The organism is Paraburkholderia bengalensis, from assembly GCF_037126505.1.
Lineage (GTDB): Bacteria > Pseudomonadota > Gammaproteobacteria > Burkholderiales > Burkholderiaceae > Paraburkholderia > Paraburkholderia bengalensis.
Map to the genome: position 1 here is coordinate 14,723 of NZ_JACFYJ010000054.1, position 18,349 is coordinate 33,071.

An 18,349-nucleotide genomic window follows, 5' to 3' on the forward strand; every position below is an offset into this window, starting at 1 on the left:
GGCAAAAATGACAAGATGCACACATTGAATCGGCGTATTCATCGGCTAGAATCGGCTGCAAACTGAAAGCAACTCGGCAATAACAATGAAACAGGGAGCGCGGTCGATGCAAAGCGGCATCATCAAACGTCAATGGTTCGGGGCAATGGCAGCGGCCCTCGTGCTTGCGCTTCTCGGCGCCGTCGCGTGGCGCGCCGATGCAGCGCGCATCACGCAGGTTTCGCCACAGGGCAAGGTCGCGCAGGTGCGGCAGGTGGTCGTCAAGTTCGACGAATCGATGGTCGCGTTCGGCGCGCCCAACCTGCCCGCGCCCGCGCGCGTCAGTTGCAACGACGCCTCCGTGAGCGCCGGGCAGCCGCGCTGGATCGACGACAAGACGTGGGCATGGGATTTCGCCGCCGACCTGCCGCCCGGCGTCGCCTGCTCCGTCGACCTCGACGACGGGCTCAAATCGTCGGCAGGCCACGCGCTGACGGGACCGCGTCACTTCGCATTCCAGACGGGCGGCCCGTTCGTGCAGCGCGTCGAGCCGTACGGCGGCGAAATCGAAGAAGACCAGGCGTTTGTCCTGCGGCTGAATGGACCGGCGACGCAAGCATCCGTGCAGCAGAACGTCTGGTGCGAGTCGAGCGGAGTCGGCAACCGCATCCCCGTGAAAAACGTCGATGCCGCGACGCGCACCGAATTGCTCAAGCGTTTCCGACTGCAGAAGGAAGCCGCGCGCGTGCTGACGCTGCAATGCCAGCAGGCGCTGCCGTCGGGCACGAAGGCGCAACTGGTGTATGGCAAGGGCGTCACGAGCCCGAGCGGGATTGCGAACGACGTCGAGCGCCGCTTCGACTTCACCGTGCGCGAGCCGTTCGCGGCGAGCTTCAGTTGCGAGCGTGAAAACGCGAAGGCGCCCTGCACGCCGCTGCGGCCGCTGCGCGTGCAGTTCAACGCGCCGATCCTGCGCACCGATGCCGACAAGATCCTGCTCAGGGGCCCCAACGGCGACATCAAGCCCACTTTCCCCGCCGACGACAAAGACCCGCAAACCAGCACCGTCGAATTCGCAGCGCCACTTCCGGAGCGGGCCGAGCTGACCATCGAGCTTCCCGCTCATCTGAAGGACGTCAGCGGCCGCGCCTTGACCAATGCGGACCTGTTCCCGCTCAAGACCGCGACGGCGCCGTTGCCGCCGCTTGCCAAATTCTCGTCGGGCACGTTTGGGATCATCGAGCGCTTCGCGGAACCGGACATGCCCGCGCTCGTGCCCGTCACGCTGCGCAACGTCGAGGCCGACCTGCATATCGCCGGGCTCAACGCGGGCAACGCGCAGTTCGCGAAGCTGCGCGTCGATGCCGATCGCGACATCCGCCAATGGATGCGCAACGTCGACCGCTTCGACGGCTTCACGATGAATCGCAAGTGGATCGACGAGCAGATGCCGCAATTGCTCGCGCACAATCCGCATTCCGTCATCGTGCCGCGCAAGGGCGACGAGTCCGATCCGAACGAAGATCGCAAGAACCCGCAAATCGACTTGCGCTCGCTGTCGCTGCTCGCCGGTCAGCCGAACGTCGAGAAGCTCGCGTTGCCGAAGGCCGATCCGAAAACGCTGCGGCCGTTCGAGGTGGTCGGCGTGCCCGTGACGAAGCCCGGTTTCTACGTGATCGAGCTGGCCTCGCCTGCGCTCGGCGCGTCGCTGCTCGGCAAAAACGCGCCGATGTACGTGCGCACGGCCGTGCTCGTCACGAACCTGGGCGTGCACTTCAAGCAGGGCCGCGAGAACAGCGTCGTCTGGGTGACGACGCTCGACAAAGGCCAGCCGGTGCCGAACGCCGATGTGCACGTCAGCGACTGCAACGGCGACGAACTCGCGTCGGGCAAGACCGATGCGCACGGCGTGCTGACCATCAACCAGCCGCTGAACGCGCGCCGCGAATGCGGCGAGAACAGCTTCGAGGGTCTATTCGTGTCGGCGCGCGTCGACGATCCCCAAACGGGCCACGACATGGCCTTCGTGCGCTCAGACTGGAACCGGGGCATCGAAGCGTGGCGCTTCAACGTGCCGACGGACACGAGTCTCGACCGGACGGTGCGCGCGCATACCGTGTTCGATCGCACGCTGCTGCGCGCGGGCGAAACGGTGTCGATGAAGCACATGATCCGCGTCGAGACGATGCACGGCCTCGCGTTGCCGAAGACGTACCCGACGCGCGTAACGATCCGGCATCTCGGCAGCGGACAGACGTGGCATCTGCCGCTGAAATGGGCCGCCGATCACACGGCCGATTCCGCCTTCGCGATTCCGGCCGCGGCGAAGCTCGGCGAGTACAGTGTTTCGCTCGATGACGGCGATGCGGCTTCGCCGTCGCCGGCAGACAGCCATGGCGATGACAGCGACGGCGACAGCGCGCGCCACACCTACACATCGGGCAGCTTCCGCGTCGAGGAATTCCGTTTGCCCGTGTTCAAAGGCACGATCGCCGTGCGCGACGAGAAGGCCCATCCCCTCGTCGCCGCGAGCGAGGCGCCCGTTGCGCTGCAAATCGACTACATGTCGGGCGGCGGCGCATCCGGCCTGCCCGTCCAGGTGTCGGCGCTGATGAAAAGCACGACGCCCGCTTTCGCGGACACGTATCCGGAGTTCAGCTTCGCGCCCTACCGCAAGCGCAACGAAACCGGCACCGCGGCTTCCGACGACGACGAAAGCGCGCAGGCATCGGACGACGTCGACGCGTCGAAGCTGATCGCCGACAAGGAGCCCGTCACGCTCGATCGCAATGGCGCCGGCAGCTTGACGCTCAAGAACCTGCCCGCCGTCGACGCGCCCAGGCGCCTCGCGCTCGAAGCAACCTTCGCCGATCCGAACGGCGAAGTGCAGACGATCGGCGGCAACGCGACGCTATGGCCCGCCGCTGTCGTGGCGGGCGTGAAATCGGGACAGTGGGTGTCGGTGGGCAACGCGGTGCCCGTGAAAGCGCTCGCCGTCGATCTCCAAGGCAGGCCGCGCGCGAACGTGCCGCTCGACGTGCGCGGCATCGCACGCATGACGATCTCGACGCGCAAGCGCATGGTCGGCGGCTTCTATGCGTACGACAACCACACCGAAACGAAGGACCTCGGTACGCTGTGCAGCGGCAAGAGCGACGATCACGGCCTGATGACCTGCGACGCGAAGCTGAAGGAAGCAGGCAACGTCGATCTCGTCGTAACGGCGAAAGACGGCGAGGGCCATGCGTCGACGGCCACGACCTCTGTGTGGGTCACGCGCGAAGAAGACCTCTGGTTCGGCGGCGACAACACCGACCGCATCGACGTATTACCCGAAAAGAGCGCTTATGAGCCCGGCGAGACAGCCCGCTTCCAGGTGCGCATGCCGTTCCGCTTCGCGACGGCGCTCGTGGCCGTCGAACGCGAAGGCGTCATCGAGACACACGTGGTGAAGCTCGACGGCAAGGACCCGACCGTCGAACTGAAAGTCAGCGAGGCCTGGGGGCCGAACGTGTACCTGTCGGTGCTCGCGCTGCGCGGGCGCGTGCGCGACGTGCCGTGGTACTCGTTCTTCACATGGGGCTGGAAGGCGCCGCTCGAATGGGCACGCGCGTTCTGGTACGAAGGCCGCTACTACGAGGCGCCGACGCCGCTCGTCGATCTGTCGAAGCCCGCGTTCCGCTACGGTCTCGCCGAGATCAAGGTCGGCACGGCAGCGCATCGGCTCGCCGTCACTGTGACGCCCGATGCGAAGTCGTACGCGGTGCGCGGCAAGGCGCACGTGAAGCTGCGCGTGCAATTGCCGGGCGGCAAGCCCGCGCCCGCCGGCACGCAGATCGCCGTGGCCGCCGTCGACGAGGCGCTGCTCGAACTGATGCCGAACACCAGTTGGGACGTGCTCGATGCCATGCTGCAGCGGCGCGCGTACGGCGTCGAAACGTCGACGGCGCAGATGGAGATCGTGGGACGACGCCATTTCGGACGCAAGGCGGTTCCGGCGGGCGGCGGCGGCGGGCATAGCTCGACGCGCGAACTGTTCGACACGCTGCTGCTGTGGAATCCACGCGTCACGCTCGACGCCAACGGCGAAGCCGCCGTCGACGTCCCGCTCAACGACGCATTGACGAGCTTTCGCATCGTCGCGATTGCCGCGGTCGGCGACGGCAGATTCGGTACGGGCAGCACGTCGATCCGCAGCACTCAGGATCTGCAGCTGATCTCCGGCCTGCCGCCGCTCGTGCGCGAAGGCGATCAGTTCCGTGCGCAGTTCACCGTGCGCAACACGACCGCGCGCGCGATGAAAGTCGTCGTGACGCCGAACGTGGCGGGCTTGTCGTTGCAGCCGCAAACCGTCGACGTCGCGGCAGATTCGGCGCACGAAGTCGCGTGGACGGTCGCGCCGCCAGACGGTATATCCGAAGCGACACCCGCCGCGCTGACCTGGAGCATCGGCGCGACGGAACAAGGCGCGGCGCACGCGTCGGATGCGCTCAAGGTCACGCAGCGCGTGACGGCCGCGATCCCCGTCACCGTGCAGCAGGCCACGCTCACGCAAGTGGACGGCTCGTTCTCGCTGCCCGTCGCCGCGCCGCCCGATGCCGCGGCGACACAGGCGGGCGCGCTGCGCGGCGGCATCGCGGTATCGCTGCAGTCGAAGTTGTCGGACGGCTTGCCGGGCGTACGGCGCTGGTTCCAGCGCTATCCGTATGGCTGTCTCGAACAGCAGACGTCCGTCGCGCTCGGCCTGCGTGACGCGGCGCGCTGGCAAGGCGTGGTCGCGCGCATGCCCGTCTATCTGGACCGTGACGGTCTCGCGAACTACTTCCCGCCTGGCGACGACAGCGGCAACACGGGCAGCGTGACACTCACCGCCTACCTGCTGTCCGTCACCGACGAAGCCGCGAGGCTCGACCCGCGCTTCGCGCTGCCCGACGATCTGCGCGCGAAGCTCCAAGGCGGTCTCGCGAACTTCGTCGAAGGCCGGCTCACGCGCGACAGTTGGGCGCCGCGCAAGGATCGGGACCTGCGCAAGCTGGAAGCCCTCGAGGCGCTGTCGCGTCACGGCGCGGCGCGCGCGAGCATGCTCGGCTCGATCGAGATCGCGCCGAACCAGTGGCCGACGTCGGCCGTGCTCGACTACTACGCCGTGCTGTCGCGCGTGAAAGACGTGCCGCAGCGCGACGAAAAACTCGCGCAAGCCGAACAGATCATCCGCTCGCGGCTGACCTATCAGGGCACGCGCCTAACCTTCTCGACGGCCGATAGCGACGACCTCTGGTGGCTGATGACGGGCACCGAAACCAACGCGGCGCGCACCGCGCTGACCTTCGTCGACACGCCCGGCTGGAAGGACGAGATGCCGCGCGTCGTCGCGGGCCTGCTCGCGTTGCAGAAGAACGGCGCATGGCAGACGACCACCGCGAACCTGTGGGGCTCGCTGGCCGTGCAGCGCTTCTCGCAAATGTTCGAGAGCGTGCCCGTCACGGGGCAGACGAAGCTGCAACTCGGCGCAACGGACAAGACCATTTCGTGGAGCCAGAGCGCATCCGCTGCGACGAACGATGCGTCCGCAACGGCCATCACGAAAACGGCCGACACCCGCAGCCAGTTGCTGCCGTGGCCAGCCGACTCGCGCAGCGCGCCCGTTTCGCTGACACTCACGCACGACGGCACAGGCAAACCGTGGGCGACGATCGAAAGCCTTGCGGCCGTTGCATTGAAAGCGCCGTTCGCGGCAGGTTACCGGATCACGAAGACGGTCACGCCCGTTGATCCCGCCGGGAAGGGCGTCAACACGCGCGGCGATATCCTCCGCGTGCACCTGGATATCGACGCACAGACGGACATGACGTGGGTTGTCGTCAATGATCCCGTGCCCGCGGGCGCGACGATACTCGGCTCAGAGTTGAACCGCGATTCAGAAGCGGCGACGCAAGGCGAGAAGTCGAAAGGCGACGCGTGGCCCGCGTTCGTCGAGCGCGGCTTCGACGGTTATCGCGCGTACTACGACTATCTGCCGAAGGGCAAATTCTCGGTCGAATACACGGTGCGGCTGAACAATGTCGGCACGTTCGGCCTGCCGCCGACACGCGTCGAAGCGCTCTACGCGCCGTCGACGTTCGGCGTGCTGCCGAATGCGCCCGTGGTCGTGAAGCCGGCGTCTGCCGCGAAGTAAGGAGCGCATGTGATGCCGCACAGCATGGATGCCACGCGCCGCGCTTGCCCGCCGAAGCAGCGGCGGGCGCTAGCGCTGTCGTGTGTCCGTGTCGTGCTTTGCGCGCTGCTGAGCTCGTTGCCGCTCGCCGCGCGCGCCCTGCCCACTTTCAATGACGTGCGCACGCAATGGCGCAGCTCCGACTGGGTGCTGCTGTCGCGCGAGGGCGTGCCGCTGCAACGCACGCGCATCGACAAGACCGAGCGCCGCGGCGACTGGGTGACGGTCGCGGACGTCTCGCCTGCGCTGCGCGAAGCGATCGTCGTGTCGGAAGACAAGCGCTTTTACGAACATAGCGGCGTCGACTGGCGCGGCGCGGCTGCCGCTGCGTGGGCGAATCTATGGAACACGCGCACCCGCGGCGCATCGACGGTGACGATGCAGCTGACGGGTCTGCTCGATGACGATCGCGAGCGCTCGGGACAACGCTCCGTCGCGCAAAAAGCCAATCAGGTCGTGAACGCGCTGCTGCTCGAACGCACGTGGCGCAAGGACCAGATTCTCGAAGCGTATCTGAATCTCGTGCCGTTTCGCGGCGAGACGATCGGGTTGTCGGCGCTGTCGATGACGCTGTTCGGCAAGGCGCCTTCCGGTCTCGACGAACGCGAAGCCGCCGTCGCCGCCGCGCTGATCCGGGCGCCGAATGCGCCGTACGCCAAGGTGAGCGAGCGCGCGTGCCGCATTCTGCGCGACATGAAGGCACCTGATGGCTGTGTGAATCTCGCGAGTTTCGTGCAGCTTGCGTTCGCGCGCCCTGCTCCCACGCTGCTGTCCGCTTCATCCGATGCGCCGATGCTCGCACCGCACTTCGCGCGGCGCATCGCGAGCGAGACGCATCCAGCGGCGGGCGCGCGCGTGACGAGCACGCTCGACGCCAGGCTGCAGCGCTTCGCCAGCGAAACGCTCACGCGCACCCTGGTCGAACTCAACGCGCCCGCGCATCCGCGCAACGTGCATGACGGCGCCGTCGTCGTGCTCGACAACGCGACAGGCAACGTGCTCGCGTGGGTCGGATCGTCGGGCGGGCTGTCGGGCGCGCGCGATGTCGATGCCGTGCTCGCGCGCCGCCAGGCGGGCTCGACGCTCAAGCCGTTCCTCTACGCGCAGGCCATCGACGAAAAGCGGCTCACTACGGCTTCGCTGCTCGACGATGCGCCGCTCGATCTGGCGGCGGGCGGCGGCCTTTATATTCCGCAAAACTATGACAAGGACTTCAAGGGCTGGGTCAGCGTGCGTACGGCGCTGGGCTCATCGCTGAACGTGCCCGCCGTGCGCACGCTCGTGATGGTCACGCCGCATCGTTTTGCCAGCACGCTCACCGCGCTCGGCCTGCCGCTCGCGCAAAGCGGCGACTACTACGGCTATTCGCTCGCGCTCGGCAGCGCCGATGTGACGCTGCTGTCACTGACCAATGCGTATCGCGCGCTCGCCAACGGCGGCGTCGCCACGCCACCGCGCGATCTTCCCGCCGCCGACGCGCGTTCGCCGCAGCAACGCGTCTTCACCGCCGATGCCAGTTACATCATCACGACCGTCCTCGCCGACAACAACGCGCGCACACGCACCTTCGGCTTCGACAGTCCGCTCGCGACGCGCTTTTTCTCCGCGGTGAAAACGGGCACAAGCAAGGACATGCGCGATAACTGGACGGTCGGCTACACGTCGCGTTACACAGTCGGCGTGTGGGTCGGCAACGCCGACGGCCAGCCGATGTGGGACGTATCCGGCGTGACGGGCGCGGCGCCGATCTGGGCTGCCATCGTCGGCTATCTGCATCGGGGCGTGCCGAGCATCGCCCCGCGCAGGCCGGCGGGCGTCGTGCAAACGCGCGTGAGCTTCGACGGCAATATCGAGCCCGCGCGCAACGAGTGGTTCATCGACGGTACGCAGACGGTGACGGTCGGGCTTGCGGCACACGCGAAGCCGACGGACGCCGCGCCCGTGACCGCGCCTGCATCGCCATTGTTGCGCGGAGCGGGTAATTCGCATGCGTCGTCATCGAACGCCGCGCCGCGCATCGGCTCGCCCACCGACGGCACGCTGTTCGCGCTCGATCCCGACATCCCGGCTGCGCGCCAGCGCATCGTGTTCGAGCGCGCGGGCGGCTCATCGGGGCGCAGCACGTGGCGGCTCGACGGCAAGGCGCTTGGCCGCGACGAACGCGTGCTGTGGCTGCCGTGGCCGGGACGGCACGTGCTCGAACTCGTCAATGCGGACGGCACGGGCGCCGACAGCGTGCACTTCGAAGTGCGCGGAGCGACCGTGCGCCACTCCGCCGTGCCGCACACGGACGAACCCGGGCGGGAAAACGGCTCGGTGCCGCAAGCTTCTCGAATTCCTCCGACATCCTTGGCCCGCGACGGCGCAGGGACCGGGCAAAAGCGATAAATTTGGTCAGTTCCCATTGTTTTGTCATGATTCGGACGGTATAAATCCGCCGATTCGCAGAAGTTACGGGCCGTTCCGTCAAACAGGACACTGAATTGTCCTATGCTTGAACCCTAAGCTTGCTAACGTGAAAGCGTCGTCCGTTCCGGCTACCTGTTTGCCCTCAATGGAGTGATTGCCATGTTGAAGAAGCTGTTGATGCTGTGCGCCGCGCTCGTCCTGTCGCTGTCGGCGGGTTTTGCGGCGGCCGTCGAAGTGAATAACGCGGATCAGGCCGCGCTCGAATCCGTCAAGGGTATCGGCCCCGTCCACGCGAAGGCGATCATCGACGAACGCACCAAGAACGGCCCGTTCAAGGATGCCGACGATCTCGCCAACCGCGTGAAGGGGATCGGCCACAAGTCGGTGAAGAATCTCGAAGCGGCGGGCCTGACGATCAACGGCTCATCCGGGCCGCCGACGGGCGCGCCTGCCAAATCGACTACCGCCACATCGAAACCGGCGCCCGCCACCACGGCACAAAGCGCCGCCCCGGCCGCGCCCGGCGAGACGGCATCGGGCACGATGACGTCGAAATCGAAGAAGAAGAGTAAGGCCGACGCGGCTGCGGCATCCGCCCCTGCTGCCACGGCAGCGTCCGCGCCTGCGATGGCGTCGGACACGACAGCTTCGAAGTCGAAGAAATCGAAGAAGAGCAAGGCTGCGTCCGCTGCATCGGGGGCATAAGAACGCGTTTCCGTCAGCGTCCATCGGCCGCACTGCCCCAACGTCCATTGGTGCCGCGCTTCACGCGCGGCGTTTCATTCCCCGCCCGCGCGTCGCTTCTCATGCCGCGCCGGCTCCTCAAGAGAGATTGTCATGAGCCTACTCGACACCCTCGGTTCCATGCTCGGCGGCGGCGAGTCGCCACAGGGCGGCGGCCAGGCAGCGCTGATTTCCGCAGCGCTCGAATTTATCAACAACCAGCCAGGCGGCCTGAACGGGCTGATCCAGCGCTTCGAGCAAAACGGCGCGGGCGACATCATCAGCTCGTGGGTCGGCACGGGCGAAAACCAGCCGATCGCCGCAGACACGCTGCACAACGTGCTCGGCTCCGAAGCTGTTTCCACCATGGCGGCAAAAATCGGCGTCGAGCCGTCGATGGTCACGGGTCTGCTCTCGCAAGTGCTGCCGCACGTCGTCAACGCCGCGACGCCGAACGGCGAAGTGCCCGCCGACGGCAAGGTCGACGCGGGCGGCCTGGGCGGCGCGCTCGGCACGATCAGCCAGCTCGCCGGGCTGTTCGGCAACAAGAACGCCTGATCCCAGCGGAACTTGCGCCGTCTCCTGTGGACGGCCAATAAAAAAGGGCAACGAATCGCTTCGTTGCCCTTCTTACTTTCAGCCGAAACGGATGCGGCAGCCTGTGGCGCCGCGCCGTTTAATGGACGACTCGCTCGAACACGAGCTTGCCGTTGTCCACCTCGACGGGGATCACGTCCTTCGGACCAAACCTGCCGGCCAGAATCAGCTTCGCGACCGGGTTCTCGATCTCCTGCTGGATCGCGCGCTTCAACGGCCGCGCGCCGAACAGCGGGTCGTAGCCGACCTTGCCGATCAGTTCCAGCGCGGCATCCGACACGACCAGCTGCATGTCGAGCTTCGCCAGCCGCTCGTGTACGCGTTCCAGCTGGATCTTCGCGATCGACTGGATGTTCGAGCGGTCGAGCGCGTGGAACACCACGACGTCGTCGATCCGGTTCAGGAACTCCGGCCGGAAATGCAGCTTCACTTCTTCCCAGACGGCATCCTTCACAGTCTCTTCCGGTTCGCCGACCATCGACTGGATGACCTGCGAGCCGAGATTCGACGTCATCACGATCACCGTGTTCTTGAAGTCCACGGTGCGGCCCTGCCCGTCCGTCATACGGCCGTCGTCGAGCACCTGCAACAGCACGTTGAAGACGTCCGGGTGCGCCTTCTCGATTTCATCCAGCAGGATCACGCTGTACGGCTTGCGGCGCACCGCTTCCGTCAGATAGCCGCCTTCCTCGTAGCCGACGTAGCCCGGCGGCGCGCCGATCAGACGCGCGACGCTGTGCTTCTCCATGAACTCGCTCATGTCGATGCGAATCAGATGATCTTCCGCATCGAACAGGAACGCCGCGAGGGCCTTGCACAGTTCCGTCTTACCGACACCCGTCGGCCCGAGGAACAGGAACGAGCCATACGGACGGTTCGGGTCCGACAAACCGGCGCGCGAACGGCGGATCGCATCGGCGACGGCGCTGATCGCTTCGTCCTGACCGACCACGCGCTGATGCAGCTTCTCTTCGATCTGCAGCAGCTTCTCGCGCTCGCCCTGCATCATCCGCGACACGGGGATGCCCGTCGCACGCGACACGACTTCCGCGATTTCCTCGGCGCCGACCTGCGTGCGCAGCAGCCGCGGACGCGTCGGATTGTTCTGCTCTTCGGCCTCGGCCTTGGTCACGGCCTTCAGTTGCTGCTCGAGCTGCGGCAGCTTGCCGTACTGCAACTCGGCGACCTTTTCCAGCTTGCCTTCGCGTTGCAGGCGCGTAATTTCCGCGCGCGTCTTCTCGATCTCTTCCTTCAGCTGCGCGCTGCCCTGCACGGCCGCCTTTTCCGCCGTCCAGATTTCTTCGAGATCCGAATATTCGCGATCCAGCCGCTCGATTTCTTCCTCGATCAACTGCAGACGCTTCTGCGACGCTTCGTCCTTTTCCTTCTTGACGGCTTCGCGCTCGATCTTCAGCTGGATGCGCCGGCGGTCGAGCCGATCCATCTCCTCCGGCTTCGAATCGATTTCCATCTTGATCTTCGACGCGGCTTCGTCGATCAGATCAATTGCCTTGTCGGGCAGGAAACGATCCGTGATGTAGCGATGCGACAGTTCCGCCGCCGCGACGATGGCCGGGTCGGTGATGTCGACGCCGTGGTGCAGTTCATAGCGCTCCTGCAAGCCGCGCAGGATCGCGATGGTCGCCTCGACGCTCGGCTCGTCGACGAGCACTTTCTGGAAGCGGCGCTCCAGCGCGGCGTCCTTCTCGATGTACTTGCGATATTCGTCGAGCGTGGTCGCGCCGACGCAATGCAGTTCGCCGCGCGACAGTGCCGGCTTCAGCATGTTGCCCGCGTCCATCGCGCCTTCGGCCTTGCCCGCGCCGACCATCGTGTGAATCTCGTCGATGAAGACAATAGTCTGACCTTCGTCCTTCGCGATATCGTTCAGCACAGCCTTCAGACGCTCTTCGAACTCGCCGCGATACTTCGCGCCCGCGAGCAGCGCCGCCATGTCGAGCGACAGCACACGCTTGCCCTTGAGCGTCTCCGGCACTTCGCCGTTGACGATACGCTGCGCGAGGCCTTCGACGATCGCCGTCTTGCCGACGCCCGGCTCGCCGATCAGCACCGGGTTGTTCTTCGTGCGGCGTTGCAGGATCTGGATCGAACGGCGGATTTCGTCGTCGCGTCCGATCACGGGGTCAAGCTTGCCTGCGCGGGCGCGCTCGGTGAGGTCGATCGTGTACTTCTTCAGCGCCTCGCGCTGGCTTTCGGCGTCTTGGCTGTGCACCTGCGCGCCGCCGCGCACGGCGACAATGGCCGCTTCCAGCGACTTGCGCGACAAGCCGTGTTCGCGCGCCAGGCGGCCCGCCTCGCCTTTGTCGTCGGCGACGGCGAGCAGGAACATTTCGCTCGCGATGTAGGTGTCGTTGAGCTTCTGCGCTTCCTTGTCGGCCTGGTTCAGCAGGCCCGTCAGCTCGCGGCCGATCTGCACGTTGCCGTCGGTGCCCTGCACTTGTGGCAAACGCGTGATCGCGTCGCCCAACGCGGTCTGCAGCGCCTGCACCTGGACGCCGGCGCGCGAGAGCAGCGAGCGCGCGGAGCCGTCCTGTTGCGCGACGAGTGCGGCAAGCAGGTGCACGGGTTCGATGTACTGATTGTCACGACCGACGGCTAGGCTTTGCGCGTCGGCCAACGCTTCCTGGAATTTAGTGGTGAGTTTGTCGATTCTCATCAGGAGACCTCCAATTTCGATTACCACCGAAAATGAGGGGTTTTAGTCAGGTTTCAAGCGTTTTTTTGCATCAGGGAGAGAGAAGTTGCACGGAAGCCGCACGACCGTGCGAACGTGCAAGCCTGCGGTAAGGCGTGGAGACACAGCGCAGTGTAGTCCGCTACGTGCATCGAAGAAAGTGCGGGCGAAGCGAGCGAACGGCGCATACGAGCGAGACAAGCGCCCGCACATCGAGCGATACCCGATAGCGCGAGCGTGGCTGAGCAACGAGCCCGCGCCACGCACGGCCCGCGCCGGTCACGCAACGCAGCGACACGACGCGCGCCCGACCAGCGGACACGGAGGACGGCCGCACACGTCACACTCGCGCAACCACCGGACACTCGACCCGTCGCCCGCGCACGAGCGCGGTTTCGAACCGGGTCGTCCGTGTCCTCCGCTACCGCCCGCCGCTGGCCGGCGATTCCGCTCAAGTCCCCGTCGAAACAGCGGGGACGGCAGGCACGATCGGCACCACCGTCGCCGAAGGCTTGAGCGCGAGCAACGACATCAACGGCGACGCAGGCTCTGCGATGTCGCGGATCGTGTAGCCGTCCAGTTCGCGGAAGAAGGCATCGCGCGCCGACTCGAAAATGCCTTTGAGCCTACATTGCGACTGAATGACGCAATCACGATGGTTCCCATTCGCGTCGCTGCCGTTGAAACAGGCGACGAGTGCGAAATCGCTCTCGGCCGCTCGCACGACTTCGCCGACAGTGAGCGCCGACGAGTGCTCGAACAACCGCAAACCGCCATTGCGCCCCCGCACGGTTTCCACCCACCCCAGCTCGGCGAGCCGCTGGACCACCTTCATCAGATGGTTTTTCGATATGCCGTAGGCATCCGAGATGTCTTGAATCGTAGCCAGTCCTTCGGAACGAACTGCCAGGTAAAGCAGCACGCGCAGCGAGTAATCGGTATAGTCTGTGAGTCTCATTGAAAGGCAATTCGCGACGGAGTCGACGTGCGGAATGTTCACGTCAGCTCCACTAACGCCAAATACTGCGGCTGCGCAATAACATGCACCCAACCCACATGTTATTGCCGCGCTTATCTCGTTATTTCGCGTAACTATAAACGCTAACTTTCGTTTGAAGCGCACTTTTTCTTTATTAAAAGTTCGAGCTACCAACGTGTGCGCGAATGGATTTTGCAGCGACTCACTTTTGTTCCAGATATGAACCCTGATATTTCTTCCGATATTGCGCCCGTCGAACGCCTTGCAAGCCGATATGCAGAACCGACAGAGGACAATATCCGCGAACTCGTATACGCCTTTTATGATCGGGTGCGTGCCGATGCGCTGCTCGGACCCGCATTCGAACAGAAGCTCGCAGGCCGCTGGGACGAGCATTTGCCGAAGATGTGCGCGTTCTGGGGATCGCTCGTGCTCGGCGCAAAGCAATATCGGGGCAACGTGCAGCAGGCGCACATGCCGCTGGCAGGCCTCGAGCCGCGGCATTTCAGCCGGTGGCTATTCCTGTTCCTGGACACGGTCGAGTCACGCTACGAACCGGCTGCCGCCGTGCGTTTCATGGAGCCGGCTCTACGCATCGCGCAGAGCCTGCAACTGAGCAAATTCGGGTGGGATTACCAGATTCCCGCCGAACAGCAGGCGCTGCTGGAGCACATCGCTCCTCGCCGCCGTTCACGCGACGAGCACGCGGCCGAGCATGTGCGCCCGCGCGGCGAACCATTTCCGGCGAAAATCATCGGCCGGTCGCGCGATGATTGAAACCACCTAATGAATTCGATTTAACAATCGGATTTTACGAAGCGCCATTTAACAATTGCAGGCGGAATGGATGGCGATTATTTTTGAAGCGTTCAATGAATAACGCTTAATCTGCTTTCGAATTCTGCGATTCGAGTCCCCAACGCGTGAGCGCTTCGTCGTCGGTGATGCGCGCGTCCACCCAGTGTTCGCCGCTTTCCGTCTTTTCCTTCTTCCAGAACGGCGCCTGGGTCTTGAGGTAATCCATCACGAATTCGCACGATGCGAACGCGTTGGCCCGATGCTTCGAGGTCGTCGCGACCAGCACGATCTGATCGAGCGGCATCAGGCGGCCGACGCGGTGCACGATCAGCACCTCAGTGCCCGGCCAGCGTTCGCGCGCCGCTGCCGCGATTGCTTCGAGCGACTTTTCCGTCATGCCCGGATAGTGCTCGAGTTCCATCGCTTCGACGGCTTCGCCTTCGTTGATGTCGCGCACGGTGCCGACGAAGCACGCCACCGCGCCGACCTTCGGATTCTGCGCGCGCAACGCGGCAACTTCCGTGGACAGGTCGAAGTCTTCAGTCTGGACGCGGACGGTCATCGTCTATCCCCTCAGCCGCCCGTGACGGGCGGGAAGAACGCGACTTCGCAGCCGTCGGTGATGCGCGTGCCGGCGTCCGTCATCACGTGGTTGCAGGCCATGCGAAGCGCGCGGCCGTCGGCGAGCGTCTCGGCCCACACGCCGCCGCGCACACGCAGCAGGCGCGCACGTCGCCGACCGTTGCAATGCCTTCGGGCACATCCACCGATTCGTCCGATCGGCCGAGCGCTTCTCGCACGCTCGCAAAATATCTCAGCTGGATTCTCATCGTCGATAACGGCCTCGTAGCGGCCCTAAAAACGTACAACAAGCGCCCGTTGAACGGGCCGCGTTCAGTTCAGCAGCTCGGAAAACGGAATGAAACGCACCGTCTCGCCGGCGCTGATCACATGATTGGGCGGATTGTCGATCAGCCCGTCGCCCCACACGGTCGACGTCAGCACAGCCGAACTCTGGTTCGGAAACAGATCGAGCCCGCCGGCGGCGTTCACGCGCGCGCGCAGGAACTCGTTGCGTCGGTCGCCCTTTTGCTGCGCGAAATCGGCGCGCAGCGACAGCGCGCGCGGCGTCACCGTGCGCACGCCGGCAAGACGCAACAGGAACGGCCGGACGAACAGCAGAAACGTGACGAAGGTCGACACGGGATTGCCCGGCAGTCCGATGAAGAACGTTTCGTGCGCCGCCCGCGCCGCGCCCGGACTGTCGGCGGCTTGCGCCGCGGTGCGTGTGCCTGCGTCGGCGGCGCCGCCGCGACGGATTGCACCGAATGCGAGCGGCTTGCCGGGTTTCATAGCGATCTGCCACATCGACAGACGCCCTTCTGCTTCGACGGCGGGCTTGACGTGATCTTCCTCGCCCACCGATACGCCGCCGCACGTTAAGATCAGATCGTGGGCTTGCGCGGCGTCGCGCAGCGTCTGGCGGGTCGCGTCGAGCTTGTCGGGCACGATGCCGTAATCGGTCACGTCGCAACCGAGCTTGTGCAAGAGTCCCGTCAGCGTAAAGCGGTTCGAGTTGTAGATCGCGCCCGGCGCGAGCGGCTCACCGGGCATCGTCAGTTCGTCGCCCGTGAAAAACACCGCGACCTTCACGCGGCGCACCACTTCGAGATTCGCGCAGCCGACGGACGCCGCCAGCCCGAGCGCCTGCGGCGTCAGCCGTGTGCCGGCGGGCAGGATCGTCGCGCCCTTGCGGATGTCGGCGCCTTGCTGGGTGATCCATTCGCCCGCTTTCGGCGTATGGAGGATCGTCACTTCGTCGCCCGCCGCTTCCGTCTGCTCCTGCATCACGATGGCATCGGCACCGGGCGGCACCGTTGCGCCCGTGAAAATGCGCGCCGCCGTGCCTTGCGCGAGCGGCTGCGGCGCGTGGCCGGCCGGAATGCGCTGCGAAATCGGCAAGCGGCGCTCGCCCTGCGACAGCTCGGCCACACGCACCGCATAACCATCCATCGAACTGGTGTTCATCGGCGGCACGTCGAGGGGCGAAACGACGTCGACGGCGAGCACGCGGTTCGTCGCGTCGAGCGTCGGGAGTGTTTCGGTGCCGTCGATCTGCACGGCGGCGCCGAGCAGCGTGGCGAGCGCATCGGCCGTCGAAAGCATCGGCGCGCGCTGCCCCGGCTGCGCGGGTGATGTCGGTGGCGCGGGTGATGTCGGTGGCGCGGGTGATGTCGGTGGCGTGGGTGTGGACATCGATCAGGTCGGAAATGATTCGCAAAGAATCATTGTAGCGGGAGGGGACGCTGCGCGTCGCAAGGCGATCGGGTTCGGTTTGATTGGCCTGCGACGGCTGGCCGTAGGTTGTGGCGCTGGCGCGCGGCTGAGGTTCGCTTCGTGGCTGGCGCCAGCCGACATCGCAAACAGACGGGCGCTGGGTGCGGGGAACCATCCGCTTACCCAGCGCCCGCCCAGCGCCACTGACAACGAGCCCGCTTACTCCGTGTGCGCAGCGACGAACGCCTTCACACGCTGCGCATCGTTGGGCAGCACCTCGAACCGTTGCGGCAAGTCTTCGAGTCCGCTGAACGCGGCCGGCCGCTCCGGCTCGCGCTCGAGCGCCTCGCGAATCGTCTCGCCGAACTTGATGGGCTGCGCGGTCTCCAGCACGATCATCGGAATGCCCGCCTGCAGATGCTCGCGCGCGACCTTCAGACCATCGGCCGTATGCGTGTCGATCATCGTGTCGTAACGCTGGAACACGTCACGGATCGTATCGACGCGGTCGTCGTGGCTGCTGCGGCCCGACACGAAGCCGAACTGCTGCACGCGCGCGAAATCGCCGCTGGCCTGCAGGTCGAAACCGCCCTTCTCTTCGACGTCGCGGAAGAGTTGCAGCACGCGCTGCGGGTCGCGGCCCAGCAGATCGAACACGAAGCGCTCGAAGTTCGACGCCTTCGAAATGTCCATGCTCGGGCTGCTGGTGTGATACGTCTGCGCCGACGTGCGCACGCGGTAGATGCCCGTGCGGAAGAACTCGTCGAGCACGTCGTTCTCGTTGGTCGCGACGACCAGCTTTTCGATCGGCAAGCCCATCATGCGCGCGATATGCCCCGCGCACACGTTGCCGAAATTGCCCGACGGCACCGTGAACGACACACGCTCATCATTGCTCTTTGTCGCCGCGAAATAGCCCTTGAAGTAGTACACGACCTGCGCGACGACGCGCGCCCAGTTGATCGAGTTGACCGTGCCGATCTTCTGCTGCGCCTTGAACGCATGATCGTTCGACACGGCCTTGACGATGTCCTGGCAATCGTCGAACACGCCCTCGACGGCAATGTTGAAGATGTTCGGATCCTGCAGGCTGTACATCTGCGCCGTCTGGAACGCGCTCATCTTCTTGTGCGGCGACAGCATGAAGACGCGAATCCCCTTCTTGCCGCGCATCGCGTATTCGGCCGCGCTGCCCGTATCGCCCGACGTCGCGCCGAGAATGTTCAGCGTTTCGCCATGTTTCGCGAGCGTGTACTCGAACAGGTTGCCGAGCAGTTGCATCGCCATGTCCTTGAACGCGAGCGTCGGACCGTTCGATAGTTCGAGCAGCGACAGCGGCGCGCCGTCTTCGACACCCAGGGTCTTCAGCGGCGTGATCTGCGCGGCGTTTTCCTCGTCGCGCACGTTGCAGTACACCTGCGCCGTGTACGTGCGGCGCGTGATGTCGCGCAGGTCTTCGGCGGGAATGTCGTCGCTGAACTTGCGCAGGATCTCGAACGCGAGATCCGCGTATGGCAGCACGCGCCAGCGCGCGAGTTCATCGGCCGTTACCTTCGGGTATTCGTTCGGCAGATACAGGCCGCCATCCTTCGCGAGACCGCCGAGCAGGATGTCGGAAAACGTATGGCGCTCGCCGATGCCGGCGCCGCGCGTGGAAATGTAGTTCATCAGCTTGCCT

At 65.2% G+C, this 18,349-nt stretch carries 9 protein-coding genes and 2 pseudogenes; 5 read left to right on the forward strand and 6 right to left on the reverse strand.

The features are described from left to right. Nucleotides 1-106 precede the first annotated feature (106 nt). The 4 genes and pseudogenes from H3V53_RS26710 to H3V53_RS26725 form a co-directional block, all read left to right on the forward strand. Complete coding sequence (locus tag H3V53_RS26710) at nucleotides 107-6,154, forward strand: alpha-2-macroglobulin family protein (RefSeq protein WP_473766663.1); 6,048 nt, start codon at nucleotides 107-109, stop codon at nucleotides 6,152-6,154. A 24-nt stretch (nucleotides 6,155-6,178) separates the two neighbouring features. Next, complete coding sequence (gene pbpC / locus H3V53_RS26715) at nucleotides 6,179-8,581, forward strand: penicillin-binding protein 1C (RefSeq protein WP_419539583.1); 2,403 nt, start codon at nucleotides 6,179-6,181, stop codon at nucleotides 8,579-8,581. 180 nt (nucleotides 8,582-8,761) lie between these two features. Beyond that, nucleotides 8,762-9,307, forward strand: coding sequence for a ComEA family DNA-binding protein (locus tag H3V53_RS26720; protein WP_336600503.1), 546 nt, complete (start codon nucleotides 8,762-8,764; stop codon nucleotides 9,305-9,307). 123 nt (nucleotides 9,308-9,430) lie between these two features. Next, nucleotides 9,431-9,883, forward strand: a pseudogene (locus H3V53_RS26725) (YidB family protein); the annotation flags it as partial. Nucleotides 9,884-10,001: 118 nt separating this feature from the next. Here H3V53_RS26725 and clpB read toward each other — a convergent pair. After that, a complete protein-coding gene (gene clpB / locus H3V53_RS26730; RefSeq protein ID WP_336600505.1) occupies nucleotides 10,002-12,599 on the reverse strand; it encodes an ATP-dependent chaperone ClpB in 2,598 nt (865 codons plus the stop codon). Between the two features lie 469 nt (nucleotides 12,600-13,068). After that, entirely contained in the window at nucleotides 13,069-13,575 is a 507-nt protein-coding gene (locus tag H3V53_RS26735) for an Rrf2 family transcriptional regulator (RefSeq protein ID WP_336600522.1), read from the reverse strand. Between the two features lie 240 nt (nucleotides 13,576-13,815). On the opposite strand from H3V53_RS26735, the gene H3V53_RS26740 reads away from it, so the two are divergent. Continuing rightward, nucleotides 13,816-14,373, forward strand: coding sequence for a group III truncated hemoglobin (locus H3V53_RS26740; RefSeq protein ID WP_336600506.1), 558 nt, complete (start codon nucleotides 13,816-13,818; stop codon nucleotides 14,371-14,373). 106 nt (nucleotides 14,374-14,479) lie between these two features. Here H3V53_RS26740 and H3V53_RS26745 read toward each other — a convergent pair whose 3' ends face one another. The 4 genes and pseudogenes from H3V53_RS26745 to thrC all read right to left on the reverse strand — a co-directional run bounded on the left by H3V53_RS26745 (nucleotide 14,480) and on the right by thrC (nucleotide 18,339). Then, the gene (locus H3V53_RS26745; RefSeq protein ID WP_054926999.1) at nucleotides 14,480-14,956 is read right to left on the reverse strand and encodes a molybdenum cofactor biosynthesis protein MoaE; all 477 of its coding nucleotides are present in this window, start codon (nucleotides 14,954-14,956) and stop codon (nucleotides 14,480-14,482) included. 11 nt (nucleotides 14,957-14,967) lie between these two features. Continuing rightward, nucleotides 14,968-15,224 (reverse strand): annotated as a pseudogene (gene moaD / locus H3V53_RS26750) (molybdopterin converting factor subunit 1). A 64-nt stretch (nucleotides 15,225-15,288) separates the two neighbouring features. Further along, nucleotides 15,289-16,560 (reverse strand): molybdopterin molybdotransferase MoeA, encoded by a 1,272-nt coding sequence (locus H3V53_RS26755; RefSeq protein WP_336600523.1) that lies wholly within the window; start codon nucleotides 16,558-16,560, stop codon nucleotides 15,289-15,291. 330 nt (nucleotides 16,561-16,890) lie between these two features. Continuing rightward, on the reverse strand, nucleotides 16,891-18,339 hold the full coding sequence (thrC, locus tag H3V53_RS26760) for a threonine synthase (protein WP_054926996.1): 1,449 nt from the start codon (nucleotides 18,337-18,339) through the stop codon (nucleotides 16,891-16,893). Nucleotides 18,340-18,349 lie beyond the last annotated feature (10 nt).

Excerpts from the sequence above, each read along its gene's own strand:
- H3V53_RS26710 (WP_473766663.1), top strand. The coding sequence starts at position 107 with ATGCAAAGCGGCATCATCAAACGTCAATGGTTCGGGGCAATGGCAGCG.
- pbpC (WP_419539583.1), top strand. The coding sequence starts at position 6,179 with ATGGATGCCACGCGCCGCGCTTGCCCGCCGAAGCAGCGGCGGGCGCTA.
- H3V53_RS26720 (WP_336600503.1), top strand. The coding sequence starts at position 8,762 with ATGTTGAAGAAGCTGTTGATGCTGTGCGCCGCGCTCGTCCTGTCGCTG.
- clpB (WP_336600505.1), bottom strand. The coding sequence starts at position 12,599 with ATGAGAATCGACAAACTCACCACTAAATTCCAGGAAGCGTTGGCCGAC.
- H3V53_RS26735 (WP_336600522.1), bottom strand. The coding sequence starts at position 13,575 with ATGAGACTCACAGACTATACCGATTACTCGCTGCGCGTGCTGCTTTAC.
- H3V53_RS26740 (WP_336600506.1), top strand. The coding sequence starts at position 13,816 with ATGAACCCTGATATTTCTTCCGATATTGCGCCCGTCGAACGCCTTGCA.
- H3V53_RS26745 (WP_054926999.1), bottom strand. The coding sequence starts at position 14,956 with ATGACCGTCCGCGTCCAGACTGAAGACTTCGACCTGTCCACGGAAGTT.
- H3V53_RS26755 (WP_336600523.1), bottom strand. The coding sequence starts at position 16,560 with ATGCTTTCGACGGCCGATGCGCTCGCCACGCTGCTCGGCGCCGCCGTG.
- thrC (WP_054926996.1), bottom strand. The coding sequence starts at position 18,339 with ATGAACTACATTTCCACGCGCGGCGCCGGCATCGGCGAGCGCCATACG.